Source organism: Micromonospora sp. CNZ297 (assembly GCF_007827625.1).
In genome coordinates this window covers 421,138-446,507 of the sequence record NZ_VISU01000003.1, presented here as the reverse complement: position 1 = coordinate 446,507, position 25,370 = coordinate 421,138, and the positions used below count along the sequence as shown (strand labels likewise).

33 protein-coding genes are annotated in these 25,370 nt (G+C 74.2%); 17 read left to right on the top strand and 16 right to left on the bottom strand.

The window, feature by feature from the left end; translation table 11 throughout:
* Nucleotides 1-20: 20 nt before the first annotated feature.
* Nucleotides 21-1,100, top strand: coding sequence for a hypothetical protein (locus FB454_RS08310; protein ID WP_145822754.1), 1,080 nt, complete (start codon nucleotides 21-23; stop codon nucleotides 1,098-1,100).
* Entirely contained in the window at nucleotides 1,097-2,086 is a 990-nt protein-coding gene (locus FB454_RS08305; protein WP_013474660.1) for a BtrH N-terminal domain-containing protein, read from the top strand. Before FB454_RS08310 ends, FB454_RS08305 begins: the two co-directional genes overlap by 4 nt.
* A 3-nt stretch (nucleotides 2,087-2,089) precedes the next feature.
* On the opposite strand, the gene FB454_RS08300 is transcribed toward FB454_RS08305, so the two are convergent.
* Together FB454_RS08300 and FB454_RS08295 are read right to left on the bottom strand one after the other, a co-directional pair.
* Nucleotides 2,090-2,515 (bottom strand): VOC family protein, encoded by a 426-nt coding sequence (locus tag FB454_RS08300; RefSeq protein ID WP_013474661.1) that lies wholly within the window; start codon nucleotides 2,513-2,515, stop codon nucleotides 2,090-2,092.
* A gap of 45 nt (nucleotides 2,516-2,560) precedes the next feature.
* Nucleotides 2,561-5,833, bottom strand: a complete 3,273-nt coding sequence (locus tag FB454_RS08295) for a hypothetical protein (protein WP_145822753.1) — start codon at nucleotides 5,831-5,833, stop codon at nucleotides 2,561-2,563.
* 243 nt (nucleotides 5,834-6,076) lie between these two features.
* Here FB454_RS08295 and FB454_RS08290 point away from each other — a divergent pair, with 243 nt between their 5' ends.
* Nucleotides 6,077-6,952 carry a sulfotransferase domain-containing protein gene (locus tag FB454_RS08290; RefSeq protein ID WP_145822752.1) on the top strand — a complete coding sequence of 292 codons (876 nt, stop codon included), beginning with the start codon at nucleotides 6,077-6,079 and terminating at the stop codon, nucleotides 6,950-6,952.
* A gap of 21 nt (nucleotides 6,953-6,973) precedes the next feature.
* The gene (locus FB454_RS08285) at nucleotides 6,974-7,684 is read left to right on the top strand and encodes a helix-turn-helix domain-containing protein (RefSeq protein ID WP_013285176.1); all 711 of its coding nucleotides are present in this window, start codon (nucleotides 6,974-6,976) and stop codon (nucleotides 7,682-7,684) included.
* On the opposite strand, the gene FB454_RS08280 is transcribed toward FB454_RS08285, so the two are convergent.
* Nucleotides 7,666-8,244: a dihydrofolate reductase family protein gene (locus FB454_RS08280; RefSeq protein ID WP_013285177.1), complete on the bottom strand. Its 579-nt coding sequence runs from the start codon at nucleotides 8,242-8,244 to the stop codon at nucleotides 7,666-7,668. The two genes, FB454_RS08285 and FB454_RS08280, sit on opposite strands and share 19 nt — an antisense overlap.
* Before the next feature lie 54 nt (nucleotides 8,245-8,298).
* A complete protein-coding gene (locus FB454_RS08275; protein WP_145822751.1) occupies nucleotides 8,299-8,763 on the bottom strand; it encodes a rhodanese-like domain-containing protein in 465 nt (154 codons plus the stop codon).
* Between the two features lie 62 nt (nucleotides 8,764-8,825).
* Here FB454_RS08275 and ftrA point away from each other — a divergent pair, with 62 nt between their 5' ends.
* Entirely contained in the window at nucleotides 8,826-9,827 is a 1,002-nt protein-coding gene (ftrA, locus tag FB454_RS08270) for a transcriptional regulator FtrA (protein WP_145822750.1), read from the top strand.
* Here ftrA and FB454_RS08265 read toward each other — a convergent pair.
* Genes FB454_RS08265 through FB454_RS08255 form a run of 3 tightly spaced genes read right to left on the bottom strand, consistent with a single transcriptional unit; the run spans nucleotide 9,794 to nucleotide 10,945 of the window.
* Nucleotides 9,794-10,162: a nuclear transport factor 2 family protein gene (locus FB454_RS08265; RefSeq protein ID WP_013285180.1), complete on the bottom strand. Its 369-nt coding sequence runs from the start codon at nucleotides 10,160-10,162 to the stop codon at nucleotides 9,794-9,796. The genes ftrA and FB454_RS08265 overlap by 34 nt on opposite strands.
* The gene (locus FB454_RS08260) at nucleotides 10,140-10,616 is read right to left on the bottom strand and encodes an SRPBCC family protein (RefSeq protein WP_145822749.1); all 477 of its coding nucleotides are present in this window, start codon (nucleotides 10,614-10,616) and stop codon (nucleotides 10,140-10,142) included. The genes FB454_RS08265 and FB454_RS08260 overlap by 23 nt, the downstream gene beginning before the upstream one ends.
* Nucleotides 10,613-10,945, bottom strand: a complete 333-nt coding sequence (locus FB454_RS08255; protein ID WP_013285182.1) for an ArsR/SmtB family transcription factor — start codon at nucleotides 10,943-10,945, stop codon at nucleotides 10,613-10,615. Before FB454_RS08255 ends, FB454_RS08260 begins: the two co-directional genes overlap by 4 nt.
* 205 nt (nucleotides 10,946-11,150) lie before the next feature.
* Between FB454_RS08255 and FB454_RS08250 the strand changes: the two genes are divergently transcribed.
* Together FB454_RS08250 and FB454_RS08245 are read left to right on the top strand one after the other, a co-directional pair.
* Nucleotides 11,151-11,867, top strand: coding sequence for a hypothetical protein (locus tag FB454_RS08250; RefSeq protein WP_013285183.1), 717 nt, complete (start codon nucleotides 11,151-11,153; stop codon nucleotides 11,865-11,867).
* Nucleotides 11,868-11,937: 70 nt separating this feature from the next.
* Nucleotides 11,938-12,891, top strand: coding sequence for an FAD-dependent oxidoreductase (locus FB454_RS08245; protein ID WP_145822748.1), 954 nt, complete (start codon nucleotides 11,938-11,940; stop codon nucleotides 12,889-12,891).
* A 25-nt stretch (nucleotides 12,892-12,916) separates the two neighbouring features.
* On the opposite strand, the gene FB454_RS08240 is transcribed toward FB454_RS08245, so the two are convergent.
* On the bottom strand, nucleotides 12,917-13,342 hold the full coding sequence (locus FB454_RS08240) for an iron chaperone (RefSeq protein WP_047891822.1): 426 nt from the start codon (nucleotides 13,340-13,342) through the stop codon (nucleotides 12,917-12,919).
* A 144-nt stretch (nucleotides 13,343-13,486) separates the two neighbouring features.
* Between FB454_RS08240 and FB454_RS08235 the strand changes: the two genes are divergently transcribed.
* On the top strand, nucleotides 13,487-14,224 hold the full coding sequence (locus tag FB454_RS08235; RefSeq protein ID WP_145822747.1) for a VOC family protein: 738 nt from the start codon (nucleotides 13,487-13,489) through the stop codon (nucleotides 14,222-14,224).
* Between the two features lie 47 nt (nucleotides 14,225-14,271).
* On the opposite strand, the gene FB454_RS08230 is transcribed toward FB454_RS08235, so the two are convergent.
* Nucleotides 14,272-14,634 (bottom strand): hypothetical protein, encoded by a 363-nt coding sequence (locus FB454_RS08230; RefSeq protein ID WP_043325166.1) that lies wholly within the window; start codon nucleotides 14,632-14,634, stop codon nucleotides 14,272-14,274.
* 160 nt (nucleotides 14,635-14,794) lie between these two features.
* Between FB454_RS08230 and FB454_RS08225 the strand changes: the two genes are divergently transcribed.
* Nucleotides 14,795-15,409, top strand: a complete 615-nt coding sequence (locus tag FB454_RS08225; protein ID WP_121683122.1) for a dihydrofolate reductase family protein — start codon at nucleotides 14,795-14,797, stop codon at nucleotides 15,407-15,409.
* Between the two features lie 47 nt (nucleotides 15,410-15,456).
* Nucleotides 15,457-16,347: a hypothetical protein gene (locus FB454_RS08220; RefSeq protein ID WP_145822746.1), complete on the top strand. Its 891-nt coding sequence runs from the start codon at nucleotides 15,457-15,459 to the stop codon at nucleotides 16,345-16,347.
* Between the two features lie 2 nt (nucleotides 16,348-16,349).
* Here the strand turns inward: FB454_RS08220 and FB454_RS08215 are convergent, their stop codons facing one another.
* Genes FB454_RS08215 through FB454_RS08190 form a run of 6 tightly spaced genes read right to left on the bottom strand, consistent with a single transcriptional unit; the run spans nucleotide 16,350 to nucleotide 19,182 of the window.
* Nucleotides 16,350-16,886 carry an SUKH-4 family immunity protein gene (locus FB454_RS08215; protein ID WP_013285189.1) on the bottom strand — a complete coding sequence of 179 codons (537 nt, stop codon included), beginning with the start codon at nucleotides 16,884-16,886 and terminating at the stop codon, nucleotides 16,350-16,352.
* On the bottom strand, nucleotides 16,883-17,428 hold the full coding sequence (locus FB454_RS08210; protein ID WP_145822745.1) for an SUKH-4 family immunity protein: 546 nt from the start codon (nucleotides 17,426-17,428) through the stop codon (nucleotides 16,883-16,885). The genes FB454_RS08215 and FB454_RS08210 overlap by 4 nt, the downstream gene beginning before the upstream one ends.
* Nucleotides 17,425-17,952: an endonuclease gene (locus tag FB454_RS08205; protein ID WP_145822744.1), complete on the bottom strand. Its 528-nt coding sequence runs from the start codon at nucleotides 17,950-17,952 to the stop codon at nucleotides 17,425-17,427. Before FB454_RS08205 ends, FB454_RS08210 begins: the two co-directional genes overlap by 4 nt.
* On the bottom strand, nucleotides 17,945-18,439 hold the full coding sequence (locus FB454_RS08200) for a WXG100-like domain-containing protein (RefSeq protein ID WP_013285192.1): 495 nt from the start codon (nucleotides 18,437-18,439) through the stop codon (nucleotides 17,945-17,947). The genes FB454_RS08205 and FB454_RS08200 overlap by 8 nt, the downstream gene beginning before the upstream one ends.
* A gap of 3 nt (nucleotides 18,440-18,442) precedes the next feature.
* On the bottom strand, nucleotides 18,443-18,772 hold the full coding sequence (locus FB454_RS08195; RefSeq protein ID WP_013474680.1) for a hypothetical protein: 330 nt from the start codon (nucleotides 18,770-18,772) through the stop codon (nucleotides 18,443-18,445).
* Entirely contained in the window at nucleotides 18,769-19,182 is a 414-nt protein-coding gene (locus FB454_RS08190) for a YbaB/EbfC family nucleoid-associated protein (protein ID WP_145822743.1), read from the bottom strand. Before FB454_RS08190 ends, FB454_RS08195 begins: the two co-directional genes overlap by 4 nt.
* A 178-nt stretch (nucleotides 19,183-19,360) precedes the next feature.
* Between FB454_RS08190 and FB454_RS08185 the strand changes: the two genes are divergently transcribed.
* The 4 genes from FB454_RS08185 to FB454_RS08170 all read left to right on the top strand — a co-directional run bounded on the left by FB454_RS08185 (nucleotide 19,361) and on the right by FB454_RS08170 (nucleotide 22,446).
* Nucleotides 19,361-19,975 (top strand): RNA polymerase sigma factor, encoded by a 615-nt coding sequence (locus FB454_RS08185; protein WP_145752603.1) that lies wholly within the window; start codon nucleotides 19,361-19,363, stop codon nucleotides 19,973-19,975.
* A complete protein-coding gene (locus tag FB454_RS08180) occupies nucleotides 19,968-20,882 on the top strand; it encodes a CU044_5270 family protein (RefSeq protein WP_013285196.1) in 915 nt (304 codons plus the stop codon). Before FB454_RS08185 ends, FB454_RS08180 begins: the two co-directional genes overlap by 8 nt.
* Before the next feature lie 70 nt (nucleotides 20,883-20,952).
* Entirely contained in the window at nucleotides 20,953-21,906 is a 954-nt protein-coding gene (locus FB454_RS08175) for an FAD-dependent oxidoreductase (protein WP_030270790.1), read from the top strand.
* 57 nt (nucleotides 21,907-21,963) lie between these two features.
* Complete coding sequence (locus tag FB454_RS08170; RefSeq protein ID WP_030270789.1) at nucleotides 21,964-22,446, top strand: hypothetical protein; 483 nt, start codon at nucleotides 21,964-21,966, stop codon at nucleotides 22,444-22,446.
* A 9-nt stretch (nucleotides 22,447-22,455) separates the two neighbouring features.
* On the opposite strand, the gene FB454_RS08165 is transcribed toward FB454_RS08170, so the two are convergent.
* The gene (locus FB454_RS08165; protein WP_145822742.1) at nucleotides 22,456-23,160 is read right to left on the bottom strand and encodes a hypothetical protein; all 705 of its coding nucleotides are present in this window, start codon (nucleotides 23,158-23,160) and stop codon (nucleotides 22,456-22,458) included.
* A gap of 165 nt (nucleotides 23,161-23,325) precedes the next feature.
* Here FB454_RS08165 and FB454_RS08160 point away from each other — a divergent pair, with 165 nt between their 5' ends.
* From FB454_RS08160 to surE, 3 genes are read left to right on the top strand one after another with little or no spacing between them, the layout of a single operon-like run.
* A complete protein-coding gene (locus tag FB454_RS08160; RefSeq protein WP_013474687.1) occupies nucleotides 23,326-23,538 on the top strand; it encodes a hypothetical protein in 213 nt (70 codons plus the stop codon).
* 42 nt (nucleotides 23,539-23,580) lie between these two features.
* Nucleotides 23,581-24,522: a 1-phosphofructokinase family hexose kinase gene (locus FB454_RS08155; RefSeq protein ID WP_240322327.1), complete on the top strand. Its 942-nt coding sequence runs from the start codon at nucleotides 23,581-23,583 to the stop codon at nucleotides 24,520-24,522.
* Nucleotides 24,512-25,342 (top strand): 5'/3'-nucleotidase SurE, encoded by an 831-nt coding sequence (gene surE / locus FB454_RS08150; protein ID WP_013285202.1) that lies wholly within the window; start codon nucleotides 24,512-24,514, stop codon nucleotides 25,340-25,342. The genes FB454_RS08155 and surE overlap by 11 nt, the downstream gene beginning before the upstream one ends.
* The last annotated feature ends 28 nt before the right edge of the window (nucleotides 25,343-25,370 follow it).

Genomic DNA, 25,370 nt, shown 5'->3' with positions numbered 1-25,370 from the left:
GGTGGGCGAGCATGGTCGGCATGGCCGGGTCGACGGGTGCGAGGCTGCCGCTCCAGGGTGGGCTGCCACCCGGCGAGGCGCTGACCGGCGCGGTGCTGGAGATCGCCTGCGACGAGTCCGGTTTCTCCGGGACCAACCTGCTCGATCCGGCCACCCCGGTGATCGTCCACGCCAGCGTCGACCTGAGCCGTGACGAGGCCGCTGCGTTGATCCGTACGCTGCGGTCCGGGTTCCGGTTCTCGCCCGACGAGGTCAAGTCCCGGCAGTTCCTGCGCCGCCGCGAGGCCGCCGAGGCGGTGGAGTGGTTCCTGTCCGCGCTGCGCGGCCGGGCGCACGTGCACCTGGTCGACAAGGAGTTCTTCCTCGCCACCCGGGTCGTCGACCTGCTGCTGGCCGAGCCGTCGTACGCGGCGGGCACCCGCCTCGCCGGTGACCGGCGTCAGGCCGCGGCGGCGCTGCACCGGGCCGGGCGGGCGGCCGGACCCGGCTGGGCGGTCTTCCTCGCCGCCGTCGTCGAGATGCTGCGCACCAAGCGGCGGGATCGGGCGGACGACCGGAGCGTGCAACGGTTCTTCGCCGCGCGGGACGCGTTACGGCGTCACGTCGGCGACGAGGCGGCCGGCGCGGTCCTCGACGCGCTCGATCCGGCCCGGGTGGCTGAGGTGCAGGCCAGGTTGTACGCGGGCGACCGGACGATCCCGCCACCGCTGGAGCCGCTGCTGCCGGCGCTGGCCGAGACCGTCCTGCACTGGAGCGGCGGCCGGCGGCCGGTGCTGGTGATCCACGACGAGCAGAGCGCGCTCACCCAGGACCGGCTGCGCCGCCTCCAGGCGGCACTGGCCGCGGTCGACCCGGCCGGTCCGTCACCGCTGGCCGGGCTGGTGATGGCCGATTCGCGCGACGACCCGCGCGTCCAGGCCGCCGACCTGCTCGCCGGGGTGGCCCGCCGGATGCCCGGCATCCCCGGCGACGGACCGCTGCGCCCGCTGCTGACCCCGCCCTCCGGGGACGCCCCGGGCACCGCCGCTGGAGCGCACGATCCGGGCGCCGCCGCGACGCACGATCCGAGCGCCGTGACGGCGGAACAGGGGGCGACGTGATTCTCGACGACGTGACGCCGACCGGCGGGGTGCACTGCGAGACCACCACGCTCGGCGTGCTGACCCGGCACGCGGGCCTGGACCTGTCCGAGCCGATGCTGTTCGGTCTCGGCGAAGGGCTCGGCTTCGTCTACTGGGACGCCAAGGGCATGGACGTGCCGTTCCTCGGCGGGCGCACCAAGCCGCTGTGTGTGACCCGCGCCGCCGCCGGCCGCCTCGGGTTGGACCTGCGCGTCCGGGAGACGACGTCGGCGGCCAGGGCGTGGCGGAACGTCACCGAGGCGCTGGACGCCGGGCACCCGGTCGGCCTGCAACTGGACTCGTACCACCTGGACTACTTCACCACCCGGGTCCACTTCGGCGGGCACACAGTCGCCGTGTACGGCTACGACGACTCACACGCCCACCTGGTCGACACCGCCCAGCAGGGCGGCGCGGTGACCACCACGCTGGACAGCCTGGCCCGGGCCCGCGCCGCGCGCGGGCCGATGACCGCGCGCCACCTGTCGTACACGCTCACCGCGCCCGGCGGCCCGCCGGACCTGGACGCCGCCGTCCGCGCGGCGGTACGCGCCAACGCCGGGGCGTTCCTCGACCCGCCGATCGCCAACCTCGGCCACCGGGGGATCGCCACCGCCGCCGCCCGGGTGACCCGCTGGCTTGACCGCGCCGCCGATCCGGCACGCGACCTCCCGCTCGCCGCGACGCTGATGGAACGCGGCGGCACCGGCGGCGCGCTGTTCCGCACCATGTACCGGGACTTCCTCGCCGAGGCCGCCACCGTCACCGGTGACGCCCACCTGCGCCGGGCACAACTCATGTACGCCGACATCGCGCCGCTGTGGACCGCCGTCGCCGACCACATCGCCACCGCCGGGCGGACCGGGGACGCCGCCCACCTGACCCGCGCGTCTGCGGTCCTCGCCGACCTGGCCGTCCGCGAACGCGAGGCGATGACGGTGCTGGCCGCCGTCGACGCGCGGTAGGCGTCAGCTCAGCTGCTCGGCCAGCGCCACGATGACGCCCGCCGGGCCGCGCAGGTAGCAGAGCCGGTAGACGTCCCCGTACTCCGCCACTTCACCGATCAGCTCACCGCCGTGGGCCCGCAGCCGGGCCACCGTGTCGTCGACGTCGTCCACGGCGAACATGACCGACCGCAGGCCCAGCGTGTTCGGCGGCGCGTCCGGCGGTTCGGCGGCGACGAGTGCCGGCGCCCGGAACCGCGTCAGTTCGAGCTTGCCGTGGCCGTCCGGCGTACGCATCATCGCGATGTCGACCCGCACGCCGTCGATGCCGTTGACCCGGTCCACCCACTGCCCCTCGACCGGCATCTCGCCCTCCACCTCCATCCCGAGTTCGGTGAAGAAGGCGATCGCGGCCGGCAGGTCGTCCACCACGACGCTGACGTGATCCATCCGCTGAAGCGTCACGCCCCGAGCATAGGACGACGCCCGGCGTGGTCAGCTCATGTCGAGCGTGTACGCGGCCTCCCGTACGTCGGCGTCCGGATGACGGCGCAACCCGACGAGCAGGTCCCGCCACGGCGTCTTCCAGCCGAACTCCGACCCGTGCGCGACCAGCGCCACCGCGAACAGGCCAGCGGCCAGGTCTCCGCGCCCGGCGAGGTGGTCCACCGTCTCGGCGAGGGCCGCCGGATCGGGCCGCCGCCGCATGGTGAGCAGGCGATCGCCGACGCGTTGCGCGGTGCGGACCGCTACCACGGGCCGGCCGGCGCAGAGTGCGGCGACCTCGTCCAGCTCGTCGAGCCGGCCGAGTTCGACGAGCAGCCCGGTGGCCGTACCCAGGAAACCGTCCTGGCCGGCGAGCCACCGCGCCGCCTCCACCAGCCCGGCCCGGTCGGTGCCGGCGGGGCGGCTGTCGGACCAGAGGGCCGCGCCCTCCGTGAGCAGTTCGACGCGCCGCCGGGCGGGCCGGTCGGCGGCCGGGCCGCCCGGGTCGTCGTCGGCCGCGTCCCGTTCCACCAGCCGGGCCAGCGCGGCCCGGAACGCCGTGTCGCCACCGGCCCGCAGCAGGTTCGCCACCCCGATGGCCGGCGTCGTCTCGTCCGGGTCGGTGAGCCGGTCCACGACCAGGTCGGTGACGTCGGTCAGCCACGGCGACCACTCGCCGAGCGCGTCGAACGCCGCGCGCCGGACCTCCCGGTCGTCGGCCCGGCACGCCTGCACCACCAGCGCGGCGTAGGCGCGGCGGTGGCGCTCCGAGATCCCCGACGGGTACGCGCCGAGCACCGCCCGCCGCTCCTCCCGGCCGGCGTGCACCGCCGCGCGCAGAACCGTCCAGCCCGCCTCGGTCCCCAGCCGCTGCCGGGCGGCGGAGACGATCGCCGCGCGCACGTCGCGGTGCGTGCCCGGATCGGCGTACGCCTCCCCGAGCACCACCATCACGTCCACCTGCGCGTAGCGGGCCAGGAGCCGCGCGGCCTCCTTGCGGCCGGTGACCTTCGCGGCGCCGGTGAGCACCCCGCCCAGCAACTCGGCCAGCCGGACCGGCGGGACGTGGCGGGCGGCCCGTCCGGCGGCGTACAGCGCGACGCGCGCCCGGTCGCCGTCGGCGTACCGCAGCAGCAGCGGGAACGCCTCGTCCGGCCGGTCGGTCCAGACCAGCGCGCCCAGCGCCGCCTCGGCGACCGGCACCTCGGACGCGTCGACGTGGCGCAGCACCATCTCGCGTCCGGCCGGGCCGGCCCCGGCGGCGGCCCGGATCGCCGCCGCCCGCTGCCACACCCGGTGACCGGAGTCGGCGACGACGCGCGCCTGAAGCGCCACGAAGCGTTCCTGGTGGCGGGGGAGCCACCGCTGTGCCCGCGGCGCCGGGCCGGGCACCCACCGCTTCCCGTTCTCCACGAACCGGCCGCGCGGCGGCCGGTCCAGCACGCGGTCGAGCAGGTCGGTGCGGGACGTGCAGACGATCGCCCACACCTCGTGGATCGCCACCGCCGACGCGTCGACGTCGAGCACCTCGGCGACGCGCCGCGAGCGGGTACGCGGATCGGCGAGCCACAGCCCGACGGCCGTACGGGCCACAGCGGGCAGGGTGCCCGGCCCGATCGTCCGGCGCAGCAGGTCTTGAAGCTCCGGCAGACGCCAGGCGCGCCGGCCGAGCGCGTGGGTGAGCGCGAACAGCAGTCCGTACCGGCCGCGCGCCATGCCGGCCTCGATCCGGCCGCGCAGCCGGTCGAACACCACCCTCTCCTGGCCGTGGCGCAGCACCGTGTCGAGCCGGCGAAGCACCGGCACGTTCGCGTCGCTGCTCACCGCGTCGATCGTGCGCAGTGCCCACTCGGTCAGCTCCGGCACGTCCACGTGAAGCGTGAGGACGTCGACGGCGAGCCGGCTCAACGCCGTGGTGGTGGTCGCCGAGGTGTCCCGGGCGTCGACCGCGTCGGTGGTGAGCCCGGTCAGCCCGCCCGCGTTCGTGGCGGTGAGCAGCGGCGCCGCAGTGGCCAGCGCGGTGAGCGCGGCGGCGCGTACCGGGTCCTGCTCGTTGCGCAGCCGGCCCAGGCGGACCACCACCTGGGCCACCGTCCGCGGATCACGGGAGCGGCGCGCGGCCGCCACCAGCAGCCGCCACCCGTCCGCCCGTTCGTCCGCGTCGCCGGAGCGCAGCGCCGCGCTCGCCGACGCGGACGCCTCCGGCCACGGCAGGTACGCGCTCCAGAACCGCACCTGCTCCTCCCGCTCCCGGACGGACGGGAGGGTCAGCACGCGGGCCGCCTCGCGTGCCCGTACCGCCGCCGGCAGCACCTCCATCACCGCGGCGCCGGGTAGCAGCGCCGTGGTGTCGGTGTCGGCCAGCGCTCCGTCGTACAGCTCGGCGCGGCGGCTCGGCGGCACGGCGCGCAGCAACGCGGCGAGCGCCCGGTCGTGCTCCCGCAGCCGGGCGGCCAGCGGGACCAGTTCACCAGTGGGCAGCGTGGTGAGGCGGAGCAGCAGCGCCCGGGGCAGCACGGTCCGGGCCAGCCAGGCCGCGCGGCCGGGCGACGTGAGCAGGCGTACGACCCGGCGCGCGTCGTGTGCGGCGAGCCGTCCGTACGCGACGATCGGGCCGGGCAGCGACTCCTCGGGCGCGTACGCGTCGAGCAGGTCCAGGGCCCGCGCGGGCTCACCGCGCAGCACCGCGCCGCCGGCCTCCGCCCAGATCCGCCCGCGCGACTCGGGCGGGGCCGCGGCGAGCCGCTCACCGGTGCGCGCCAGAACGATGTCGCTGTGCGTCCGCATCAGCCGTTCCGGGTTCAGCGCGTGTTCCAGGTCGGGCAGCCAGGCCCGTACCGTCTCGGGGCTGCAGGCCGGCAGCAGCGCGGCGGCCTCGTGGTCGCCGAACCGCTCGCGTACTCCGATGATCAGCGCGTCGGCGACGGCCGGCACCGGGTTGCGGCGCAGCGCCCGGTAGACGCGCCGCCGCGCGCCGGCCGGCTGGTCGGTCAGGTCGGCGGGCGTCACGCCGGCCCGCACGGCGGCGGTCAGCGCGGTGGCGGCGATCGAGGGTTCCGGGTCGTACGTCGCGGCCAGGACGGCCGCGGTGTCCCGGCTGGCCAGCGCGGCGAGCAGCGCGAGACGCCGCTCGTAGGGCCCGTGTCGGCGCAGGTCGGTGCAGACCTGTGCCCGGTCGGGTGCGGTGCGTGCCCATGCCACGAGGCGCCGCGTCCGGTCGCGGTGGGGCAGCGGGTCGAGGGCGGCGAGCAGGTCGCGGGTGGCGGTGGGCACGGCGCTCATTGTGCCGGTGCGCGGGTGGCGGCGGGTGCCCGTCGCGCCTATTCCGCAATTCCTATGGAAATTGTAGATTTTCAGCGTTCTCCCAGCCGCCCGGGATTGACATCAATCGGACCGTCGGGGATATTCCTAGCGGCGCGTCGGGGCGCGGGGCGGAGCAGGCGAGGTCTGCGGACTTCACCTGCGTGACGTGCGGAAAGGTGTTCGTGCTGCCCCTGCTCCGCGGGGTCCGGATGAGGTTGGGAAATGATTAATCGGGCCGTCGAATTCGCCAAGCACAATTCGCCGAATTCTCTGCGGGTCAAGGCCCGGCGGGCGCAGATGGAAGCGCGCAACGCCCGCATGCGACTCACCGTTCCGGTGGTGGCCCGTAGCGAGTTCGACAACATCTTCCACTGCACCGTCCGCAAGACCGGCAGCCAGTGGATCAAGGCGCTGTTCAGCGACCCGGCCGTCTACCGCCACTGCGGGATGCTGCCCTACGACCCGCGCTTCTACTCCGGCGGGGCGACCGCGCCGGTGCCGGCCGGCCGTATCGGCCTGGCGATCTTCCTCTCCCACAAGCGGTTCGAGGCGGTGCCCAAGGCCGGCAGCTACCGCGCGTTCTTCGTGATCCGCGACCCGCGCGACGTTGTCGTCTCCAGCTACTTCTCGCTGCGCAACTCGCACGCCCCGATGGGCGACATCCCGCAGGCACGCAAGGCCCTCCAGGAACTGCCGAAGAAGGAGGGCATGCTCTACGTCATCGACCGCCTGCGCGACAAGAAGCAGTTCGGGCAGATGCGGTCCTGGGCGGTCGCACCGAGCGCCGAGACGTTCCGGCTGTTCCGCTACGAGGACCTCACCGGCGAGCGGCAGGCCGACGAGGTCGACCAGCTCCTGCGGCACTGCGGCATCACGCTGCCCCCGGCCGAGCTGGAGGCCCTGCTGGCGCGCTACAGCTTCACCAAGATGAAGAAGTCCAAGGAGACCCCCGGGCGGATCTCCCACTACCGCAAGGGTGCGTCCGGCGACTGGCGCAACCACTTCGACGACGACATCTACGCCGCGTACACGAAGGCGGCCGGTGACCTCGCGGAGATCCTCGGCTACCCCGCCCGGGACGAGACCGCCGCCCGCTGAGGGTCGCCGTATGCTCCTGCCGTGGAGCTGCGGTTCACCACGCGGGCGTCCGACTCGGCCTGGATCGACACCGTGTGGACCTGCACCAGCGATCGGGTCGACGAGATGACCTCGGTGGCGACCCCGTGCTGGGGGCTCGTGTTCTGGCAGCGCGACGGGCGCTCCCACGCGGCCGTCTCCGGCCCCGAGACCGCGACCGGCACCGCGCCGGTGCCCGAGGGCGCCACATTCGTCGGCATCGAGTTCGCGGTGGGCACCTCGCTGCGGCTCGTACCCACGCCCGAGCTGGTGGACAGCGGCGCCGAGCTGCCCGACGTGAGCCGCCGGACGTTCCGGCTCGACGGCGGCCGGTGGCCCACACCCGGCCCGGACGACGCCGAGGCCCTGGTGGACCGGCTGGTCCGTGCCGGTGCGGTGGTCCGCGACCCGCTCGTCACCGAGACGTTGCGCGGCGGCCGTCCACCGGCGTCACCGCGTACCCTCGAACGCCGGTTCCGCGCGGCGACCGGGCTGACCCGGGGCGCGGTGCGGCAGATCGACCGCGCGCGCCGCGCCGCCGTGCTGCTGGCCGCCGGCGGCCCGCCCGCCGACGCGGTCACCACCTTCGGGTACGTGGACGAACCGCACCTGGCCCGCGCGCTGCGCCGGTACGTCGGACGGACGGCCGGTGAGCTGCGCGCGGGCGCCGGTGGTGCGATAGCGCTGGACCCGGCTCAGCGGGTCACGTCGTAGATCAGCTTGACCACGCCGTTGGGGTAGGCGGCGGAGTCGCGCAGACGCAGTGTCTGCCGGTCCCGGTCCGCCTGGCTGAACAGGCCCTTGCCGGCGCCGAGCAGCACCGGGAAGACGAGCAGGTGGTACCTGTCGATCAGGTCCGCCTCGGCGAGACGGCGGGCGAGTTCGGCGCTGCCGTGGATGAAGATGTCGCCGCCGTCGCCCTGCTTGAGCGCGGCGACGTCGGCGGTGCTCCGCAGGACGGTCAGCGGTCCCCAGCCGTCGATCAGCGCGTCCTCGGGCAGGCTGGACGACACCACGTACTTCGGCAGGTCCCGGTAGGCGGCGTGGTCCTCGGAGTCGCGCCAGGTCGGCGCGAACGCCTCGTAGCTGCGCCGTCCGAACATCAGCGCCGTGGTCTGTTCCAACTCCTCACCCTTGAGCGAGAACGCCTCCGGCAGGAACTCGACGTCCTTGACGACCCAGCCGCCGCTGCGGTGCTCCTCGCCCGGACCGCCGCCGGGGGAGTCCACCACGCCGTCGAGCGACATGAATCCGGTGTAGACAAGATCACGCATGCGGCCATGCTAGGAACGGCCACCACCTGCCGTCTTGTACGGAACCGACACGCCTCAGCAGCCGCACGTCGCGCCGGCCGGGGCGGTGAGGTCGTCGGCGGGCCGCCGGACCAGCCCGGCCTCGGTGCGTACCGGGAAGCCCTCCCGCACCCAGTACTCGTACCCGCCGATCATCTCCTTGACCGGCCGGCCGAGCCGGGCGAACTCCAGCGCCGCGCGGGTGGCGCCGTTGCAGCCCGGCCCCCAGCAGTACGTGACCACAGTGGCGTCCGCCGGTACCAGCTCGCCCGCCCGGCCGGCGATCTCCGCGGTGGGCAGGTGCACGGCGCCGGGGATGTGCCCCTGCCGCCACGCCGGAAGGGAGCGCGAGTCGATCACGACCAGGCCGGTCACGCCCGCCTCCAGGTCGGCGTGCACGTCGCTGACGTCGGCCTCGAAGGTGAGCCGGGCCGCGAAGTGGGCGAGGGCGTCGGCGGGACGGGCAGCGGGGATGCGCAGAACGTTCGACATGGCACCCATCGTGGTGGCCGCCGTCCGGTCGCTCCAGTGGCGCGAGCGACGCTGTTCGCTAAGATCCCGCCATGACCCGTGCCACCGTGTCGGTGCTGGCGTACGAGGGCATGTCGGCGTTCGAGACCGGAATCGTCACGGAGGTCTTCGGCCTGCCCCGCCCGGAGTTCGACGTCGGCTGGTACGAGCTGACCGTCTGCGCGGAGACACCCGGCGCGGTGCGGCTGGTCGGCGGCGCGACGCTGCACACCGGCCACGGCCTCGACGCGTTCGCCGCCGCCGGCACGCTGATCGTGCCTGGCGTCGCCGATGTGCACGCCGACCCGTCACCCGCGCTCACCGACGCGCTCCGCGCGGCCCACCGGCGCGGCGCGCGGATCGTGTCGATCTGCTCGGGCGCGTTCGCCCTGGCCGGCGCGGGCCTGCTCGACGGCCGCCGCGCCACCACCCACTGGCGGTACGCCGACCTGCTCGCCCGGCGCCACCCGGCGGTACGCGTCGACCCGGACGTGCTCTACGTCGACGACGGCGACATCCTCACCAGCGCCGGCAGCGCGGCCGGTCTCGACCTCTGCGTCCACCTGGTACGCCGCGACCACGGTCCGACGATCGCCAACGCGGTCGCCCGCCGGCTGGTCGTACCGCCGCACCGCGAAGGCGGTCAGGCGCAGTTCATCGAGGCGCCGGTGCCCGGCGACCCCGAGGACGACCGGCTCGCCGCCAGCATGTCCTGGGCGCTGGCGAACCTCAGCGCCCCGATCACCGTCGACCGGCTGGCACGGCGGGCGCACATGTCGGCCCGTACCTACCTGCGGCACTTCGCGCGGGCCACCGGCACCACCCCGATCCGGTGGCTGATCGACCGGCGCGTCCAGGCCAGCCTCCCGCTGCTGGAGACCACCACCGCGCCGATCGAGGAGGTCGCCACGACGGTCGGGTTCGAGACGGCGGTGACGTTCCGGCACCACTTCACCGCCGCGATGCGGACCTCGCCGTCGGCGTACCGCCGGGCCTTCACCCGGCCCGGCGGCCGCCATGCTCACGACCCGGCAGACCCCAGCGGTACGACGTAGGAGTCGACGCGGGCGATGAGCCCGTCCCGGAACGTGAACAGGTCGTTGAAGGCGAAGCGGAACGGCCCGTGCTCGACGCTGACGCCCCGGCCCTCGCCGGTCACCACGACGACCGGCCCGTCCTCGTGCACGCGCTCGACGTCGAGCTGCGGGCTGCCGGTGAAGGCCGGATTCTCGATCTCGCCGTCGAACTCCGTCCGGCCCCGGGTGGTGCGGTGGCCGTGGATGACCCACTCGACGTCGTCGGTGAGCGTGGCGAGGATGCGCTCGTGGTCGCTCGCCCGGAAGCCGTCGAAGTATTCGGCGACCAGGTCACGCTGGGTTGCTCGGGTCACTGCTGTCTCCATCGTCGTGGTGTCGGAGGTGGGCGGCGAGGGCGTCGAGGATCGAGGCGAGCCCGTCGGCCGCCTGGTCGGTGCGCAGCTCGGGCGGAAGCTTGCGCTGGTGCACGGTGAGGTCGGTGCCGTGTCCGGCGGGCCGCAGCGTGACTGTGGTGCGCAGGCCGGTGACCGGCTCGTCGAACACCAGCTCGCTCGGCGGTTCGACGCGTACGTAGACGAACCGCAGCCGCCCGGTCCGGCCGTCCGGGGCACGGGTGTCGAGCGCGAACTCCCCGCCGGGTCGCAGGTCGACAGTCACCGACGCCTGCGGCACGGTGGCGTGTGAGCCGCCCCAGAACGCGGCGATCCCGGTCGGTGAGGTGAAGGCATTCCACACCCGGTCGGGCAGGGCGGGCAGATGGCGGCGGGCGATCAGTTCGTCGCCGTGTCGTTCGGTAGCCGCCCTCACCGGGTCGCCTCCGGAGCGGAGAGGTGCGTCTCCAGCGCGTCGAGGCGGTCGTCCCAGGCGCGGCGCTGCTCGTCGATCCACGTGCTCAGCCGGGTGAGCCGGTCGACGCGCAGCCGGCACGGTCGCCGTGTGCCCTCGCGTCGCTGCTCGACCAGGCCGCACCGGCGCAGGACGCCGACGTGGTGGGAGATGGCCTGCGGCGTCAGATCGAACGGCTCACCCAGCTCGCCGACTGTGGCCTCACCACGGGCGAGGCGGGTCACCAGGGCGCGGCGGACCGGGTCGCCGAGGGCGGCGAAGGCGAGGTCGAGGTCGGGATCGGAGCGCATGCCCTCACGCTATCGCAAACAATCATTTGCGGAAGCATTTGTTTGCGAAGTCGCCGCACCCTTGTGGGTGGAGCGGCCGGAACCCGGCAGCGGGGCCGGGCGTTGGGGGAGTGGCGGTGCTGTTTCGGGTGACGCCGCATCGGGAATTCGTCGGGACGGGCCCGGGACGGAGGTCGACGTGAGGACACCGAGTCGCCGTAGACGGATGCTTGGCGCACCCCTGCTCGTCACCGCGCTGCTGGCCGGCGCGTGTGGCGACGGCGGCGCGAACGACGGTGGCGCCGCGGGGACCACCTCGCCGCCGGCCGCCGGCTCGACGACCGCGACGCCGTCGCCGTCGGCCTCGTCCGGCGGACGCGTCACGATTCCGACGTCAGCCTTCGCCGATCTGCCGCCGGAGCTGCGCAAGACCGACGCGCAGCCGATGGAGGTCACCGACGCGCTGCCCGGATTGTGCGACCAGGAGTTCCGCAGCGGCGGGCGGTCGGTCACCGCGAGCGCCGCCATGATGAGCGCCTACAAGCAGCCCAAGGACCCGCCGGAGAACGTCCCCTACGGCACGCTGCACCAGACCGTCTTCGCCTTCGAGGGCACCGGCGCGGCCGACTACCTGCGCCGGGTCCGCGGCGCGGTCGCGGACTGCCGGTCGTTCCAGGCCTCGGGCGGCACTGTCACCGTCCGGTCCGAGCCGATGGCCGGAACCGGGGACGAGGCCCTGCTGGTGACGGTGAGCCGGCCGGCGACCAGCCTGGACGGCAGCCCGGCCGAGGGCCGGACCACCAGCCAGATCCTCGTGATCCGGGTCGCCGACGCGGTCACGGTCGTGCACGACCAGGGCTGGGAGGGCACCAGCAACGACCCCGGCCTGGCCGACGACGTCGCCCGGTCCGCGGTCCGCGGCCTCGACTCCTGGCAGCGCTAGCGACGGCGGCGCGCCACCCGGCGGTGCAGAATGGGCGGACCGCCGCGACCGTCGAGTGGATGGAGCCGCCATGGCCGCACGTCCGGACGTCGTCGTCCTCGGAGCGGGGGTGAGCGGGCTCAGCACCGGCATCCGGCTGGTCGAGAGCGGCGCCCGGGTGCTCGTCCGCACCGCGGCGCCGCCCGCACACACGACGTCGGCGCTGGCCGGGGCGATGGTCGGCCCGAATCTGTCCCCACCCGGCGACCCGCAGCGCGCCTGGACCGACGAGACGCTGCGGGTGCTCGGCGCCGAGCCGCTGCCGGGCGTGGCGTGGCGCGACGGCACGCTCGCCGCCCGCCCGGAAGGGGCGACGCCCCCGTTCGCCGACCAGGCGCCGGGCTTCCGGCAGTTGGGCGACGACGAGCGCCCCGCCGGCTTCGGCACCGCGTTCACCGTCCGGCTGCCGCTGGTCGACATGCCGGTCTACCTCGCGTACCTCCTGGAGCGCTTCCGCGACGCCGGCGGTGAGGTGCGGATCGCGCCGGCGGGCTCGCTCGACGAGGCGGCGACGTCGGCCCCGGTGGTGGTCAACTGCGCCGGGCTGGCGGCGCGGACGCTGACCGGCGACACCGGCCTGCACCCGGTGCGCGGCCCTCGGATCGTGGTGCGCAACCCCGGCCTGGACCGGTTCTTCATGGAGGCGCCGATGGCGCCGACATGGGCGTCGATCTTCCCGCACGGCGACCACGTGGTGCTCGGCGGCGGCCAGCGGCGCAGCGACGACACCACCCCCGATCCGGCCGAGGAGGCCGACGTCCTCGCCCGGTGCGTCGCGATCGAACCCGCCCTGGCCGCCGCCGAGATCCTCGAACACCGCGTCGGGTTGCGTCCCGGCCGGGCGGCGCCGCGCGTGGAGGCCGAGCGGCGTGGCGACGCGCTCGTCGTGCACAACTACGGCCACGCGGGCAACGGCGTGATGCTGTCCTGGGGCTGCGCCCGCGACGCCGCGGCGCTCGCCCTCGGCCCGGCGCCCGCCGCCTGACGGGGCCGCCGGTCCGGCGGCACGGTCAGGACACGGCGGCCCGCACCAGCTCGGTGATCTTCTTCTCCACCTCCGGGCTCCACTTCACCAGCGCGAACGACGCCGGCCACATGTCGCCGTCGTCGAGGTTCGCCGCCTCCTGGAAGCCCAGCGTCGAGTAGCGGTACTTGAACTTCCCCGCATCCTGGAAGAACACGACGATCTTGCCGGCCGCGTCGGCGTACGCGGGCATGCCGTACCAGGTCTTCGGCGACAGCTCCGGCGCGGCGGAGGTGATCGTCATGTGCACGCGCTCGGCCAGCTCGCGGTCCTCCGGCGCCATCTGCGCGATCCGGTCGAGCACGGCCTGGAGGTCGTCGGCCTTCTTGGCGCCCTTCTTGCCCTCGGCGCGCAGCTCGGCGGCGCGCTCCTTCATCGCGGCGCGCTCCTCGGCGCTGAACCCGTCGGACATCTCGATCCCCCCTCGTGACTCGCGGTCCGCGTGGTGCCGACCGCCTGACGACAACGCTATGGCGCGGCGGTCACGGTGCGCTTCTCGATTCCTGATCACCTGCCGGGACCACAGCGACCCGGCGCGGCACCTACCATCGCCGCCATGGCAACGCGGCTCGTACAGATCAACATGAAGGCCCACGACGAGGTGGCGCTCGGCGGCTTCTGGGCGAAGGTGCTCGGCTGGGGGATCTCCAGCGAGGCCCCCGGCGTGACGAACCTCGAACCCGAGGACCTCACCTACCCGGACCCCCGCTTCCTCTACGTCGACCTCGTCGTCTCCTCCGAACCGAAGGCGGCGAAGAACCGCGTCCACGTCGACCTCGCGACCACCTCGGCCGCGCAGCACGCGGAGGTGGTCGCGCGCCTGACCGCGCTCGGCGCCACGCCCGCCGACGTGGGTCAGGGCGACGTGCCGTGGACGGTCCTGGCGGACCCGGAGGGCAACGAGTTCTGTGTACGGGAGCCGGACCCGCGGCACGCGGACACCGGGCCGATCGCCGAGGTGGTGGTCGACTGCGCCGACCCGGGCGCCATGGCCGGCTTCTGGAGCCGGGCCACCGACTGGACCGTGCACGAGGTGACCGACCAGCAGGCGGTGCTGCGCTCCGCCAAGGGCGTCGGGCCGTACCTGCGGTTCGCCCGCAGCACCGACGCGAAGACCGGCTGGAACCGCGTCCACCTCGACGTCCGCCCCTACCCGGGCGACGACCTGGACGCCGAGGAGGCCCGGCTGCTGGCGCTCGGCGCCACCGCCGCCGACGTGGGTGGGGCCGACATCCACTGGCGGGTGCTCGTCGACCCGGAGGGCAACGAGTTCTGCCTGCTCACCCCGGGCTGACCCGCGGACCGCGCGCCGGGCGGGTGCGATCGCCCGCCCGGCGCCGGTCAGGCCGGCCGGTTCTCCGCCCGGAACTCGTGGACCACCTCGATCGGCCCGACGATGTGCCGGTTGAACTCGTCGAGCTCCTCGGCCGGCACCCACAGCTCCAGGATGTCCCGGCCACCCACCTGCCGGACCGGGTAGCGGGCGGCGAACGCGCGCTCGACGTGGAAGCGCGTCACGTAGCCGGCGCCGGACGCCGGCACGTTCCAGTCCCGGGCGATCATGACGGCGTACTGCTCGTTGAGCACCGGGTAGAAGATCGGCTGGTCCGGCAGCCGCGGCGGCCAGGCCCGCCAGCCGGAGGCGCGGACGAGGTCGAGCTCCCGTGGGCCGGTCGGGCGCCACAGCGTCGTCGTCTCCGTCATCACGTACCCCCTTCTGCCACGGTCGTGGCACGGTACCGGCGGCGCGCCGCGACCGGCCATCGGGTTTCGGCCGCAGAATCGACAGCGGGTGCGATGAGTTCGCGAAGCCTCGGCGGTCCACCCGTCGACATCCCCAGACAGACAGGTAGGGAGCACCGCGATGGCCACTGTCATCTCCACGCTGTTCATCTCGGCCGACGGTGTCGCCGAGATCGACCCCGACTGGCACTTCCCGTACTTCGACGACAACATGGGCCGCGCCGTCACCGAGGACTACGACACGTCCGACGTCCTGCTGATCGGCCGGGAGACGTACGACAGCTTCGCCGGCGCCTGGCCCGACCGGGAGGCCGCCGGCGGTGAGGACGCGCCGTTCGCCAAGCAGCTCGGCGACATGCGCAAGGTCGTCGTCTCGCGCCAGCCGCTGGAGTTCTCCTGGCGCAACTCCGAGCTGATCCAGGGTGACCTGGTGGACGCCGTGCGCGCGCTCAAGGCCGACGCCGGCATCAAGGGCATCCTCATCCCCGGGTCGATCTCGGTCGTGCAGCAACTGCTCGCCGCGGGCCTGGTGGACGAGCTGCGGCTGCTGGTGCACCCGGTCGCCGCCCGCAAGGGCCGCCGGCTGTTCGACGAGGGCGACGCGCCGTACCACCTGCGGGTGGCCGCGACCGAGGCGTACCCGACCGGCGTGATCCGGGTGATCTACACCCCGGCACCGGCGCCGGGCGCGGTCGGCTACGACGACGTCAAGGACCAGGTGCCGGCCGGGAGCTGACGACCACGGGGCCGCGGCGGGCCGCTGTGTCGTGAAAGGATCCGCCGGTGCGTCGCGCTCCGCTGCTGCTGATCCTCGCGGCGGTGTCCGCCGTCGCCCACGTCGTCGGCGTCCTGGTGGCCGCCCCGCTCTGGCGCGGCGCCGAGGTGCTGAGCCTGGCGCTGCTGCTCGGCTACGCCGTCGCCGCCGGACTGCCGGCCCCGCGCTGGGCGGTGCCGACGGCGCTCGTACCGCTGGTCGTGGACGCGGTCCGCACCATGCCGGCCGAGCCGGGCGCGGGGGACTTCGGCTGGACGGTGTACGGCAGCGACGACAGCGCCGTCGACCGGACGGCCGGCTTCGACGCGGCGCTCGCCGGGAGCTGGGCGGCGCTTGTCGCGGTGGCGGTGCTGCTGCTCGCGTACCGGGGTCGTGGACGGCGGCGGCACCTGATCGCCGCGGCGGTCGCCGCCGCGCCCGTCGTCGGGTACGCGGCCGTCCGGGTCGCCGACATCGCCGTCGCCGCCGGTACCCGGGTCGTGGAGACCCGCACCCGCACCACGCTGACCCGGGTGGACGGCCCGGGGTACGACCAGGCCGACGTCGTGCCCGCGCTCGTCCTCGCGGTGCTGCCGCCGCTGGCGCTCGCCCTCGCCGCGCTGGCGCTCGCCGCGCTGCTGGCCGGGCGGGGCCGACGGCTCGCCGCGACCGGGGCGGCACTGCTGGCGGTGCTCGCGTTGCCGCTGCTCGACGCGGCCATCGAGGCCGTGCGCCTGCCGGTCTCGGCCGACGGCACCGCCCTGTTCGCCTGGTACGCCATCACACCCACGACCGCGATGCCGCAACCGATGACGGCGCTCACGGCGGTGGTGGAGCTGGCCGCGTACCTGCTGCTCGTCGCCGGGCTGACCGGCGCGGACCGCGCGGCACCGGCGGTGCCCGCGCCGGCGGCCGGTTGACGTCAGGCGGTCGACTCCAGCTCGTCGAACGCCATGTTCCACCACGACTCCGGCTCCGCGAACGCCACCGGGTCGACCGGACGCAGGTCGTCGCGGATCGCCGCCGCCCGTGCGGCCCGTTCCCGCCCGCCCGGGTCGGTGGCGATGAGCTGCCCGAGCCGGTAGAGGAACTCCACGAACGCGGCGAACGTGCTGTTCACCGTCTCCAGGTTCGGTGTCTCCAGGTCGAGCAGGATCACCGCGCCGGTGCCCGCGTCCAGGCAGAACAGCAGCGCCGGGTCCTCCGGCGAGGCGCCGAGCACGACGTACGGGCGGGGGCCCTGGTCGCCCAGCTCGATCGACAGCGTGGAGAACAGCTCGACGTCGGGGACCGAGACGTCGACCGTGAACAGGATCGGCACCTCGACCGGCAGCGCACCGTCGGGCGGGAACACCTCCGGCCCGAGCGGCCCGAGGATCGCGTCGAAGCGCTGGTCGGGGAAGTAGATGACGCCCCGCTCACCCCACAGCGCGGTGAGCTGCTCCCGGGTCACGGTCACGGCTGCGCCTCGTCCTCGTCGACCTCGTCCGCGTCGTCGAGCAGGCCCTGCCGGTCGAGGAACGCGTACCACCCGTCGTCGTCGGTGACCAGCTCGGCGTAGCCGGGGCCGAGCACGTAGTAGTGCACGAACGAGTCGAGGTCGGGCGCCAGCTCCTCGAACGCGTCGCCCATGAACCACTCGGTGCCGGTCGGCGGGAAGTACCAGACCGCGCCGGTCGCCCGCTCCAGGAAGATCGGTTCGTCGCTGCGGGTGCCGACGACCAGCCAGCCGGTCTTGTCCTGCGGGATGGGGGAGAAGTCGGGCGCGTAGTCGAGGAAGTACTGCACCCTGGCGAGCCGGCCGGCCGAGGCCAGCTCGAACGCCCCGGCCCGCAGGCCGTCGGCGGCGAGCAGCAGATCACGCAGGCCGGCCGGCAGCTCCGCCGGCACGTCACCGTCGTCGGCGGGCGCGCCGATCTGCGCGTACGCGAGACTCGCCGGCTCGTCCGCGGCCAGGTCGGCGCGGAGTTCGTCGAGAAGCTGCGCGAGATCGGAAGTCAATCCACTACCTCTATTCGGATCGGGGTTCCGTCCGGCAGATTCTGGATCTGCCCCCAGATCTGGGAGCCGATGTCCGTGTTGGTTCTACCATGCAGCAGCTTGAGGTTGTCGACGGTGTCCGGCCCGCCGAGCTGCAGCTCCCATACGTGGTCGGGATGGTAGTCGCTGAGCCGTTGACTGAGCCGGTTGGCGAGGTCCTTGTCGTGCGGCCAGTACTTGTCCCAGATCTTCTGCCGGATCCGGTCCTTGTAGCCGTCGGTGATGCTCTTGTCGCGCTGCACCGGGTTGGTGGCCTTGTAGAGCTTGCCCTCGTCGCTGAGCTTCTTCAGCGCGGCCATCTTGCGCCGGAACTGGGCGGTGGCGTGGAAGTTCCGGCGCTCCACCCGGACCACCTTCGTGGGCAGGCTCCGGTTCGGTCCGGTGACCCGGACGATCGGCTTCTCCAGCTTCTCGACCGCCTTGCGGACGATCTTGCCGGCGGCCGGTTTCGCGGCGGCGCCCCGGCCGCGCCTCGGGCTAGGCATCGAGCAGTCTCCCGATGACCTGGTCGATGAGCGCGCCGACGATCTCCCGGGTGATGATCTGGAAGATCGGGATCTCGGCCAGCGAGGCGCCGAACGTGACCACGGCGGTGGCGATCGCCTGGGCGACCTGGAACGCGAGGATGGCGAGCTGCACGATCACCGCGATCTTCAGCGCCAGCACGATCGCCGCGCAGATGATCAGCCCGGCGCCCAGCAGCATCGCCGCGGGCATGCTGTCGTGCAGCACGAGCGGCCCGTTCTGCTCGCCGCCCCACCACTTCTGGAACGCCGCGATCGCCGGGCCGACGTTCTGCGTCCACACCTGCGCGGCAGCCGCGTCCGCCTCGCCGGCCGCCGCCCCGATCCGGCCGCCGAACTCCAGCCACGCCTGGCCCATCTCGAAGAGCTTCTCCTCGTCGGCGGCCGGCCAGGTGTAGCCGATCCAGCCGAGCGCGGTGACCAGCTCACCGGGTAGTTGCAGTCCCACGGCTCACCCCAGCCCGCCGGCCAGCGAGCGCATGGTGCCCGCGCCGTCCTCGTCGACCCGCTCGTACGAGTCAGCCATCCCCGCGATGTCGGCGCCCGCCGAGGTGAACTCGTCGGCGGCCATGCCGAGGCAGTCGAAGATGTAGTTCGCCACCTCGGTGTACGCGATGCCGATCAGCGACCCGATGTCGTCGGCGCCCCACGGCTCGCCGTAGCCCTGCATCCGCGCCTCGAACGCCTCCAGCTCGCCGGTGAACCGCTTGGCCACGTCGGTGACGCCGCGCCCGGCGGCCCGGATCAGCGGCGGGTGCACCTCGAAGCCGCCGCCGCTCATCGCTGCCCGCCGCGCGCCAGCCGTTCCTGCGCCTCGGTGAGCGCGTCGAGGAACGACCCGAGCCGGGGTACGGCCGTGTCCCGTACCTCCTGCAACTGCTCCCGCAACTGCGACATGTCCGCGACCTGCGGAGCCGGGCCGGTCCGCAGCCCGTCGATCGCCGCGTTGACGGCGGTGACGATGTGGGCGGTCAGCTCGTCGGAGCCGAGCCGCATCAGCCGCGGCTCGACGTGTAGCGAGTGGAGCCGGCCGTCGCGGCCCATCTCGGCGCGTACCTGCCCGTCGGCGGCCTCGCCGACCGCGGGCGTCTCCGCCTCACCCTCCGGCGGCGGACCCACCGTCCGAAGTGCCGCCATCGTCGCGTCGAGCATGCGGGTGAAGTCGCCGCTCATCGAAGGATCCGCACTCATGAGCCCTCCCCAAGGCCAAACGCCACGAGCGTAACCGAGAGGGACAAAGCGATTCCGCCCCGTACGACCGCGCGGTCCACGACGGACCGTCCGACCGGCCTACCGTCACGGGCGTGAACCGTCCGGACGCGAGCAGCGGACAACAGGTGACACGTCCCCACTCGCCGAGAGGCCGCGCATGAGAAGACTGAGACGGGCGACGGATGCCGACGTCGGCGCGCTCACCGACGCCGAGGTCGTCGCCCGGTCCGTACGGGAACCGGAGACCTTCGCCGCGATCTTCGACCGGCACGCGCCGCACATCCACCGCTACCTGGCGCGCCGCCTCGGCTCCGCGGCAGCCGACGACCTGGTCGCGGAGACGTTCCTCGCCGCGTTCCGGCGCCGGGACCGGTTCGACACCGGCTGCCCGAACGCCCGCCCCTGGCTGTACGGGATCGCCACCAACCTCGTCGCCCAGCAGCGGCGCACCGAGGAACGGGAGTACCGGCTGCGGCAGGCGTACCACCCGGCGACGTCCGAGGCGTCCCCCGCCGACCGGGTAGCCGCCGAGGTGACCGCGCGGTCGCTGCGCCGGCACCTGCTGGACGCGCTGGCCGGGCTCGCCGACGGCGACCGCGACGTGCTGCTGCTCGTCGCCTGGGAGGACCTGACGTACGAGGAGGTCGCCGCCGCGCTGGGCATCCCGGTCGGCACCGTGCGGTCGCGGCTGAACCGGGCGCGCCGGCTGCTGCGGGAACGGCTCGGCGGCGAACCGGCTGACACCATCGAGGAGGTACTGAGTAATGGATGAGATGAGACTGCTCCAGCGGCTCGGCGACGAGACCGAGCTGCCGGCGGACGAACGACTCGGCGCCGCGCGTACCCGGCTGGTCGGCGCGATGACCACGACGGAGGCCGCGCCGGTTCGGCGGGCACGACGGCCGGCCTGGCGGCTGGTCCTCACCGGCGTCGCGACGGCGTCGGTGGCGGCGTCGCTGGCCGCGGTGCTGGTGCTGGCGCCGGACCGGATCGGCGGCAGCGCGCCGGCCGCCCGGGCCGACGCCCGGCAGGTGCTGCGCGACGCGGCGGCGGCGGCGTTGCGGCTGCCGGACGTCGAGCCCCGGCCCGACCAGTTCGTCTACACCCGGATGCAGGACGGTCCGCAGCTGCGGGAGAGCTGGGCGTCGGTGGACGGGACGAGGGACGGCCTGGTCGTCGAGCACCCGGCGGGCGGCCGCCAGGAGTTCGTGCTCCCCGGCTGCCGGGACGGCCGCGCGAAGATGTACAAGGGCGGGCAGCTCCTGCCGGGCACCGAACCGTGCGTGCCGAGCCCGGCCTACGACCCGGCCGTGCCCACCGACGCCACAGCGATGCGCGCCTACCTGGACAAGCACCGCAGCGGCGAGCCCGGTGACGTCAACGCCGCCGCCAAGGACGTGCTGTCCCTGCTCGGCGACTCGTACCTGAGGCCGCGCTCGCGGGCCGCGCTCTTCGAGGCCGCCGCCGCGACACCGGGCCTGGAGGTGGTGGAGAAGGCCACCGACGGCGCGGGCCGCTCCGGTGTGGGCGTCAGCTGGCCCTCCCCGGGGCGCAGTCCAGCTCTGATGGTGCTGGTGTTCGACCCGCGGACGTACGCGTTCCTCGGCGTGGGCGGGGAGGCGGGCACGTCCGCGGTGCTGTCCGTCGCCGTCGTGGACCGGGTCGGCCAGAAGGGCTGACGCCCACCGGGCGGGTCGCCTCCCTGGGCGGCCCGCCCGCTCCGGTCGTGCGTCCGGGGCCTGCGCCATCATGGGCGTCATGACGAAGGCGGACGTGGTGGTGGTCGGCGGCGGGGTGATCGGGATGACGACGGCGCTCACGCTCCAGCGGCGGGGCGCACACGTCACCGTCCTGACCGCCCACGACCCGGCCGACACGGTGTCGACGGTGGCCGCCGCGGTCTGGTACCCGAGCCACACCGAGGAGGATCCCCGGGTGCTGCGCTGGGCCCGGGACACCCACGCCGAGCTGCGCCGCCAGGCGGCCGACGGGGTGCCGGGAGTGGTCGACCGGCCCACCCGGATGTGGTTGCGCCACCGCTACGCCGGGCCGCCCTGGTGGGCCGACGCCTGCGGCGACCTGACGGCCGAGCCGGCGGAGCCGCCGTACACCGCGCTGCTGCGGTTCACCGCCCCGTCGGTGGAGATGACCCCGTACCTCGCCTGGCTCCGGCAGCGCCTGGAGGCGGGCGGCGGCCGGATCGTCGGCCGCGCGCTGGGCACGCTCGCCGAGGCGTACGAGGTCGCCCCGGTCGTGGTGAACGCGACCGGCCTGGCCGCCGGCCGGCTCGCCGCCGACCCGGCCGTGTACCCGGCGCGCGGGCACGTCCTGCTGGTGGCGAACCCGGGCCTGACCGTCTCGGTACGCGACGAGGACGACCCGGCGGGCGTCACGTACGTGCATCCGCGCCGCCACGACGTGGTGCTCGGCGGCACCTACGAGGCCGGGGTGGGACACACCCGCCCCGACCCGGAGGAGGCGGCGGCGATCCGGCGCCGGTGCGTGGCGCTGGTGCCGCAGCTCGCGGACGCGCCGGTGCTGGGGGAGCGGATCGGGCTGCGGCCGGCCCGGCACGGCGGCCCCCGGGTGGAGGTGGACGCGGCGGACGTGCGGCTGGTGCACGCGTACGGGCACGGCGGCGCCGGGGTGACGCTGTCCTGGGGCTGCGCCGCCGAGGTGGCCGACCTGGCCCTGGGCGTCTGACCGCCCCGGCGCGCGACGGTCCACCGTCGGGGCTCGGCGGGCGGTAACCTCGGCCCGGTGTCCGCCCGCCGCGCCGCACTGTTCGCCCTCGTCGCCCTGATCGCCGTCCACATCGGCTGCACGCTTGTCGCGCTCGCCGCCTACAGCCACCGGATCGGCCTGGTGACCCACGACGGCTCCGGTTTCCTGGTGGAGCTGCTCGACGCCGTGGTGCCCCTGCGTGACCTGCTGCCCGCCGTGCTCTGGCTGCTGCCGGTCACGCTGCTCGTCACGTTCGCGGCTCTCGGCCGGTGGGCCGTCCGGCGGACCGTCCGCCCCGACGACGAGCGGCTTCCGGCGAGGGCGTGGACCGCCGGTATCGCCGCGGTGCTGCTCAACCCGCTGGCAGCCGTGCGCTACGCGTCGGCCACCGCCGAGGGCGGCGAATACATGCGTACGGTGCAGGTGGAGACCACCCTTCTGGTGCTCGCCGCGGCCGTGGCGACCACGATCAGCGCGCTCGCCGTTGCCGGGTTCATCCGGCGCTCCGACGCCGCCTGAGCGCTCTGTTCACCGCTCCAGGACGGTCAGCCATTCGGCGGCGCGTGGACGGTATCCGTGCAGCTCGAAGAGCCCGCGCACGATCGCCGGCACGTGCCCGGCGCCGTACACGACAGCCACGTCGATGCGTTCCGCCGACCGGGCACGGACCAGCTCGGACAACGCGGCGAGCAGCCGCTCGTCGCGTTCGCCGCCGAACGCGCGCTCGGCGTGCTCGGTGAACTCGTGGTCGGCGTACCGCTCGTCGGTGGCCGACGGCAGGTCGCTCACCTCGATCTCGGGCGAGAGCAGCCGCCGGGTGCCGCCGAAGAACTGCATTACCATCACGAACGGGATCACCAGCCACATCTGGAGGCGGTACCGCAGCGGCATCGCCCGCCAGCCCTGGGCGAACTCCGCCGCCGACACGTCCGGGTTGAGCACCTCGACGCCGAGAGACGCGTACGGGATGGGGTCTGTCACCAGGCCGGAGCGCCGGTTGGCCGGCATGGCCCGGTAGGTGAGTGTCAACGCCGAGCCGACCGCGGACCGGCCGCTGACGCCCTCGACGACGAGCAGGTCGCATTCCCGGAGCCGCTTCGTGACCGCCGCGTAGAACGCCGGGCTCGCCACGTGGAGCATCGGGAACACCAGGAACTCCAGCCGGCTGCCGGGACGGCGTAGACGGAGCACGGCGGAACGGGTGCCGAGGACGCTGTGTTCGATGATCTGCATGCCTGCCCCCGTGGCATCGGCTGCTGTTGTCGGCAGGGTAGGGCTGCCCGGCAACCCGTCCCGCGGACCGGTCAGGAATCGAGAAGCCTCGGGCGGGCGCCCGGACCTAGCGTTTCCGGCACGGGCCTCCCCGCCGGGGAGGCCACCGGCGAGAGGTCACCGTCCATGGACACGCGCATCCGTCAGCTGCACCGCTGGTTCTCCGTCGTCTTCACCGTGACCGTCGTGATCACCTTCGTGGCGCTGGCCCAGAAGGACCCGATCGTGTGGGTCTCCTACGTGCCGCTGCTCCCGCTCGCCCTGCTCCTGATCAGCGGCCTCTACCTGTTCGCGCTGCCGTACCTGCGGCGTCGGCGCACCGCCGCGCGTACGCGCTGACCTGGGGGATTACCGGGGCCGCTCAGCGGGCAACACTGGCGGATGGAGCAGAAGGTGATGGTGTTCGCCCCGGCCCCGCTGTTGACGGTGACGATCGAGCAGCAGGGCGACGTACCCGAGCTGCACCTGCACCCCGGCGGGCAGGGGGTGTGGCAGACCCGGATGATCGCGGCGCTCGGCGTACCGGTGACCATGTGCGTGGGTCTCGGCGGCGAGGTGGGCGACGCGGTCCGCAAGCTGCTCGACGACGAGGACGTCACGGTCCGGACGGTGCGGCGGGAGTCCGGCACCGGCTGGTACGTGCACGACCGGCGCGACGGCGAGCGGACCGAGATCGCCGAGCACCCGGGGGCGCCGATGGTGCGGCACGACATCGACGAGCTGTACACGGTGACGCTCACCGAAGGGCTGCGCGCGCCGGTCAGCGTGCTCAGCGGGCCGGCCGACCCGCAGGTGGTGGACCCGGACATCTACCGCCGGCTCGCCGCCGACCTCGGCGCCAACGGCGGCAAGGTGGTGGCCGACCTGTCCGGGCCGTACCTGGAGGCGGTGCTCGACGGCGGCGTGAGCGTGCTGAAGGTCAGCCACGAGGAGCTGCTCGACGACGGCCTGGCCAAGGACGACAGCGTCGAGGCGCTGCGCGACGCCGGCCGCCGGTGCCAGGAGCGGGGCGCGCGGACGGTGCTGATCAGCCGCGCGGGGGAGCCCGCGCTGGCGCTGCCGGAGGACGGCGAGCCGCTGCTGGTGCACGCCCCGCCGCTGGAGCTGGCCGACCACCGGGGCGCCGGTGACTCGATGACCGCCGGGGTCGCCGCGGTGCTGGCCCGGGGCGGGGACATGCGGGAGGCGCTGCACATCGGCGCCGCCGCGGGCGCGCTGAACGTGACCCGGCACGGGCTGGGCACGGGCCGGGCCGAGGCGGTGCGCGAACTGGCCGGCCGGGTGCGGCTGACCCCGCTGGACGGTGGCGACGATGACGGCTGACCGGCCGCCACGGGTGCTGGTGACCAACGACGACGGTGTGCACGCCCCCGGCATCCGCGCGCTGGCCCGGTCGGCGTACGAACGCGGAATGGACGTGGTGGTCGCGGCGCCGGAGGCCGAGGCCAGCGGGATGAGCGCGGCGCTGTCGGCGGTGACCGACGACGGGCGGCTGGTGTTCCGTGAGACCGAGCTGGACGGGCTGCCCGGTGTGCCCGCGTACGCGGTGGCGGCCTCCCCGGCGTACATCGCGGTGCTGGCCGGGCTCGGCGTGTTCGGGCCGGTGCCGGACCTGCTGCTGTCCGGCATCAACCGGGGCGCCAACGCGGGCCACGCGGTCCTGCACTCCGGCACCGTCGGCGCGGCGCTGACCGCCGGCAACAACGGCATCCGCGCGCTCGCCGTGTCGCTCGACGTGCTCACCCCGGCGGCGGCGAGCGCCGGCAGCGGTGGCGCGGCGATCGCGGTGCTGGACAGCGTGGACGACGAGTCCCGCCACTGGTCGACAGCCGCCGACCTGGCCGCGACGCTGCTGCCGTGGCTGGCCGGGGCGGATCCGGGCACCGTGCTCAACCTCAACGTGCCGGACCGGCCGGCCGATCAGGTGGCCGGGCTGCGCCAGGCGACACTCGCCCCGTTCGGTCAGGTGCAGGTGTCCGTCGCCGAGCGCGGTGAGGGGTTCGTGCGTACGGCTGTGGAGGCGAACGCGGTCCGCGCGGTCCCCGGCACCGACATCGCCTGGCTGGCCGACGGGTACGCGGCGGTCACCGCGATCCGGGCGCTCGGACACCTGCCCGACGTGGAGCTGCCGGTCGACGGCTGAGGACGGCTCCGCCCCGCCACCGTCGCAC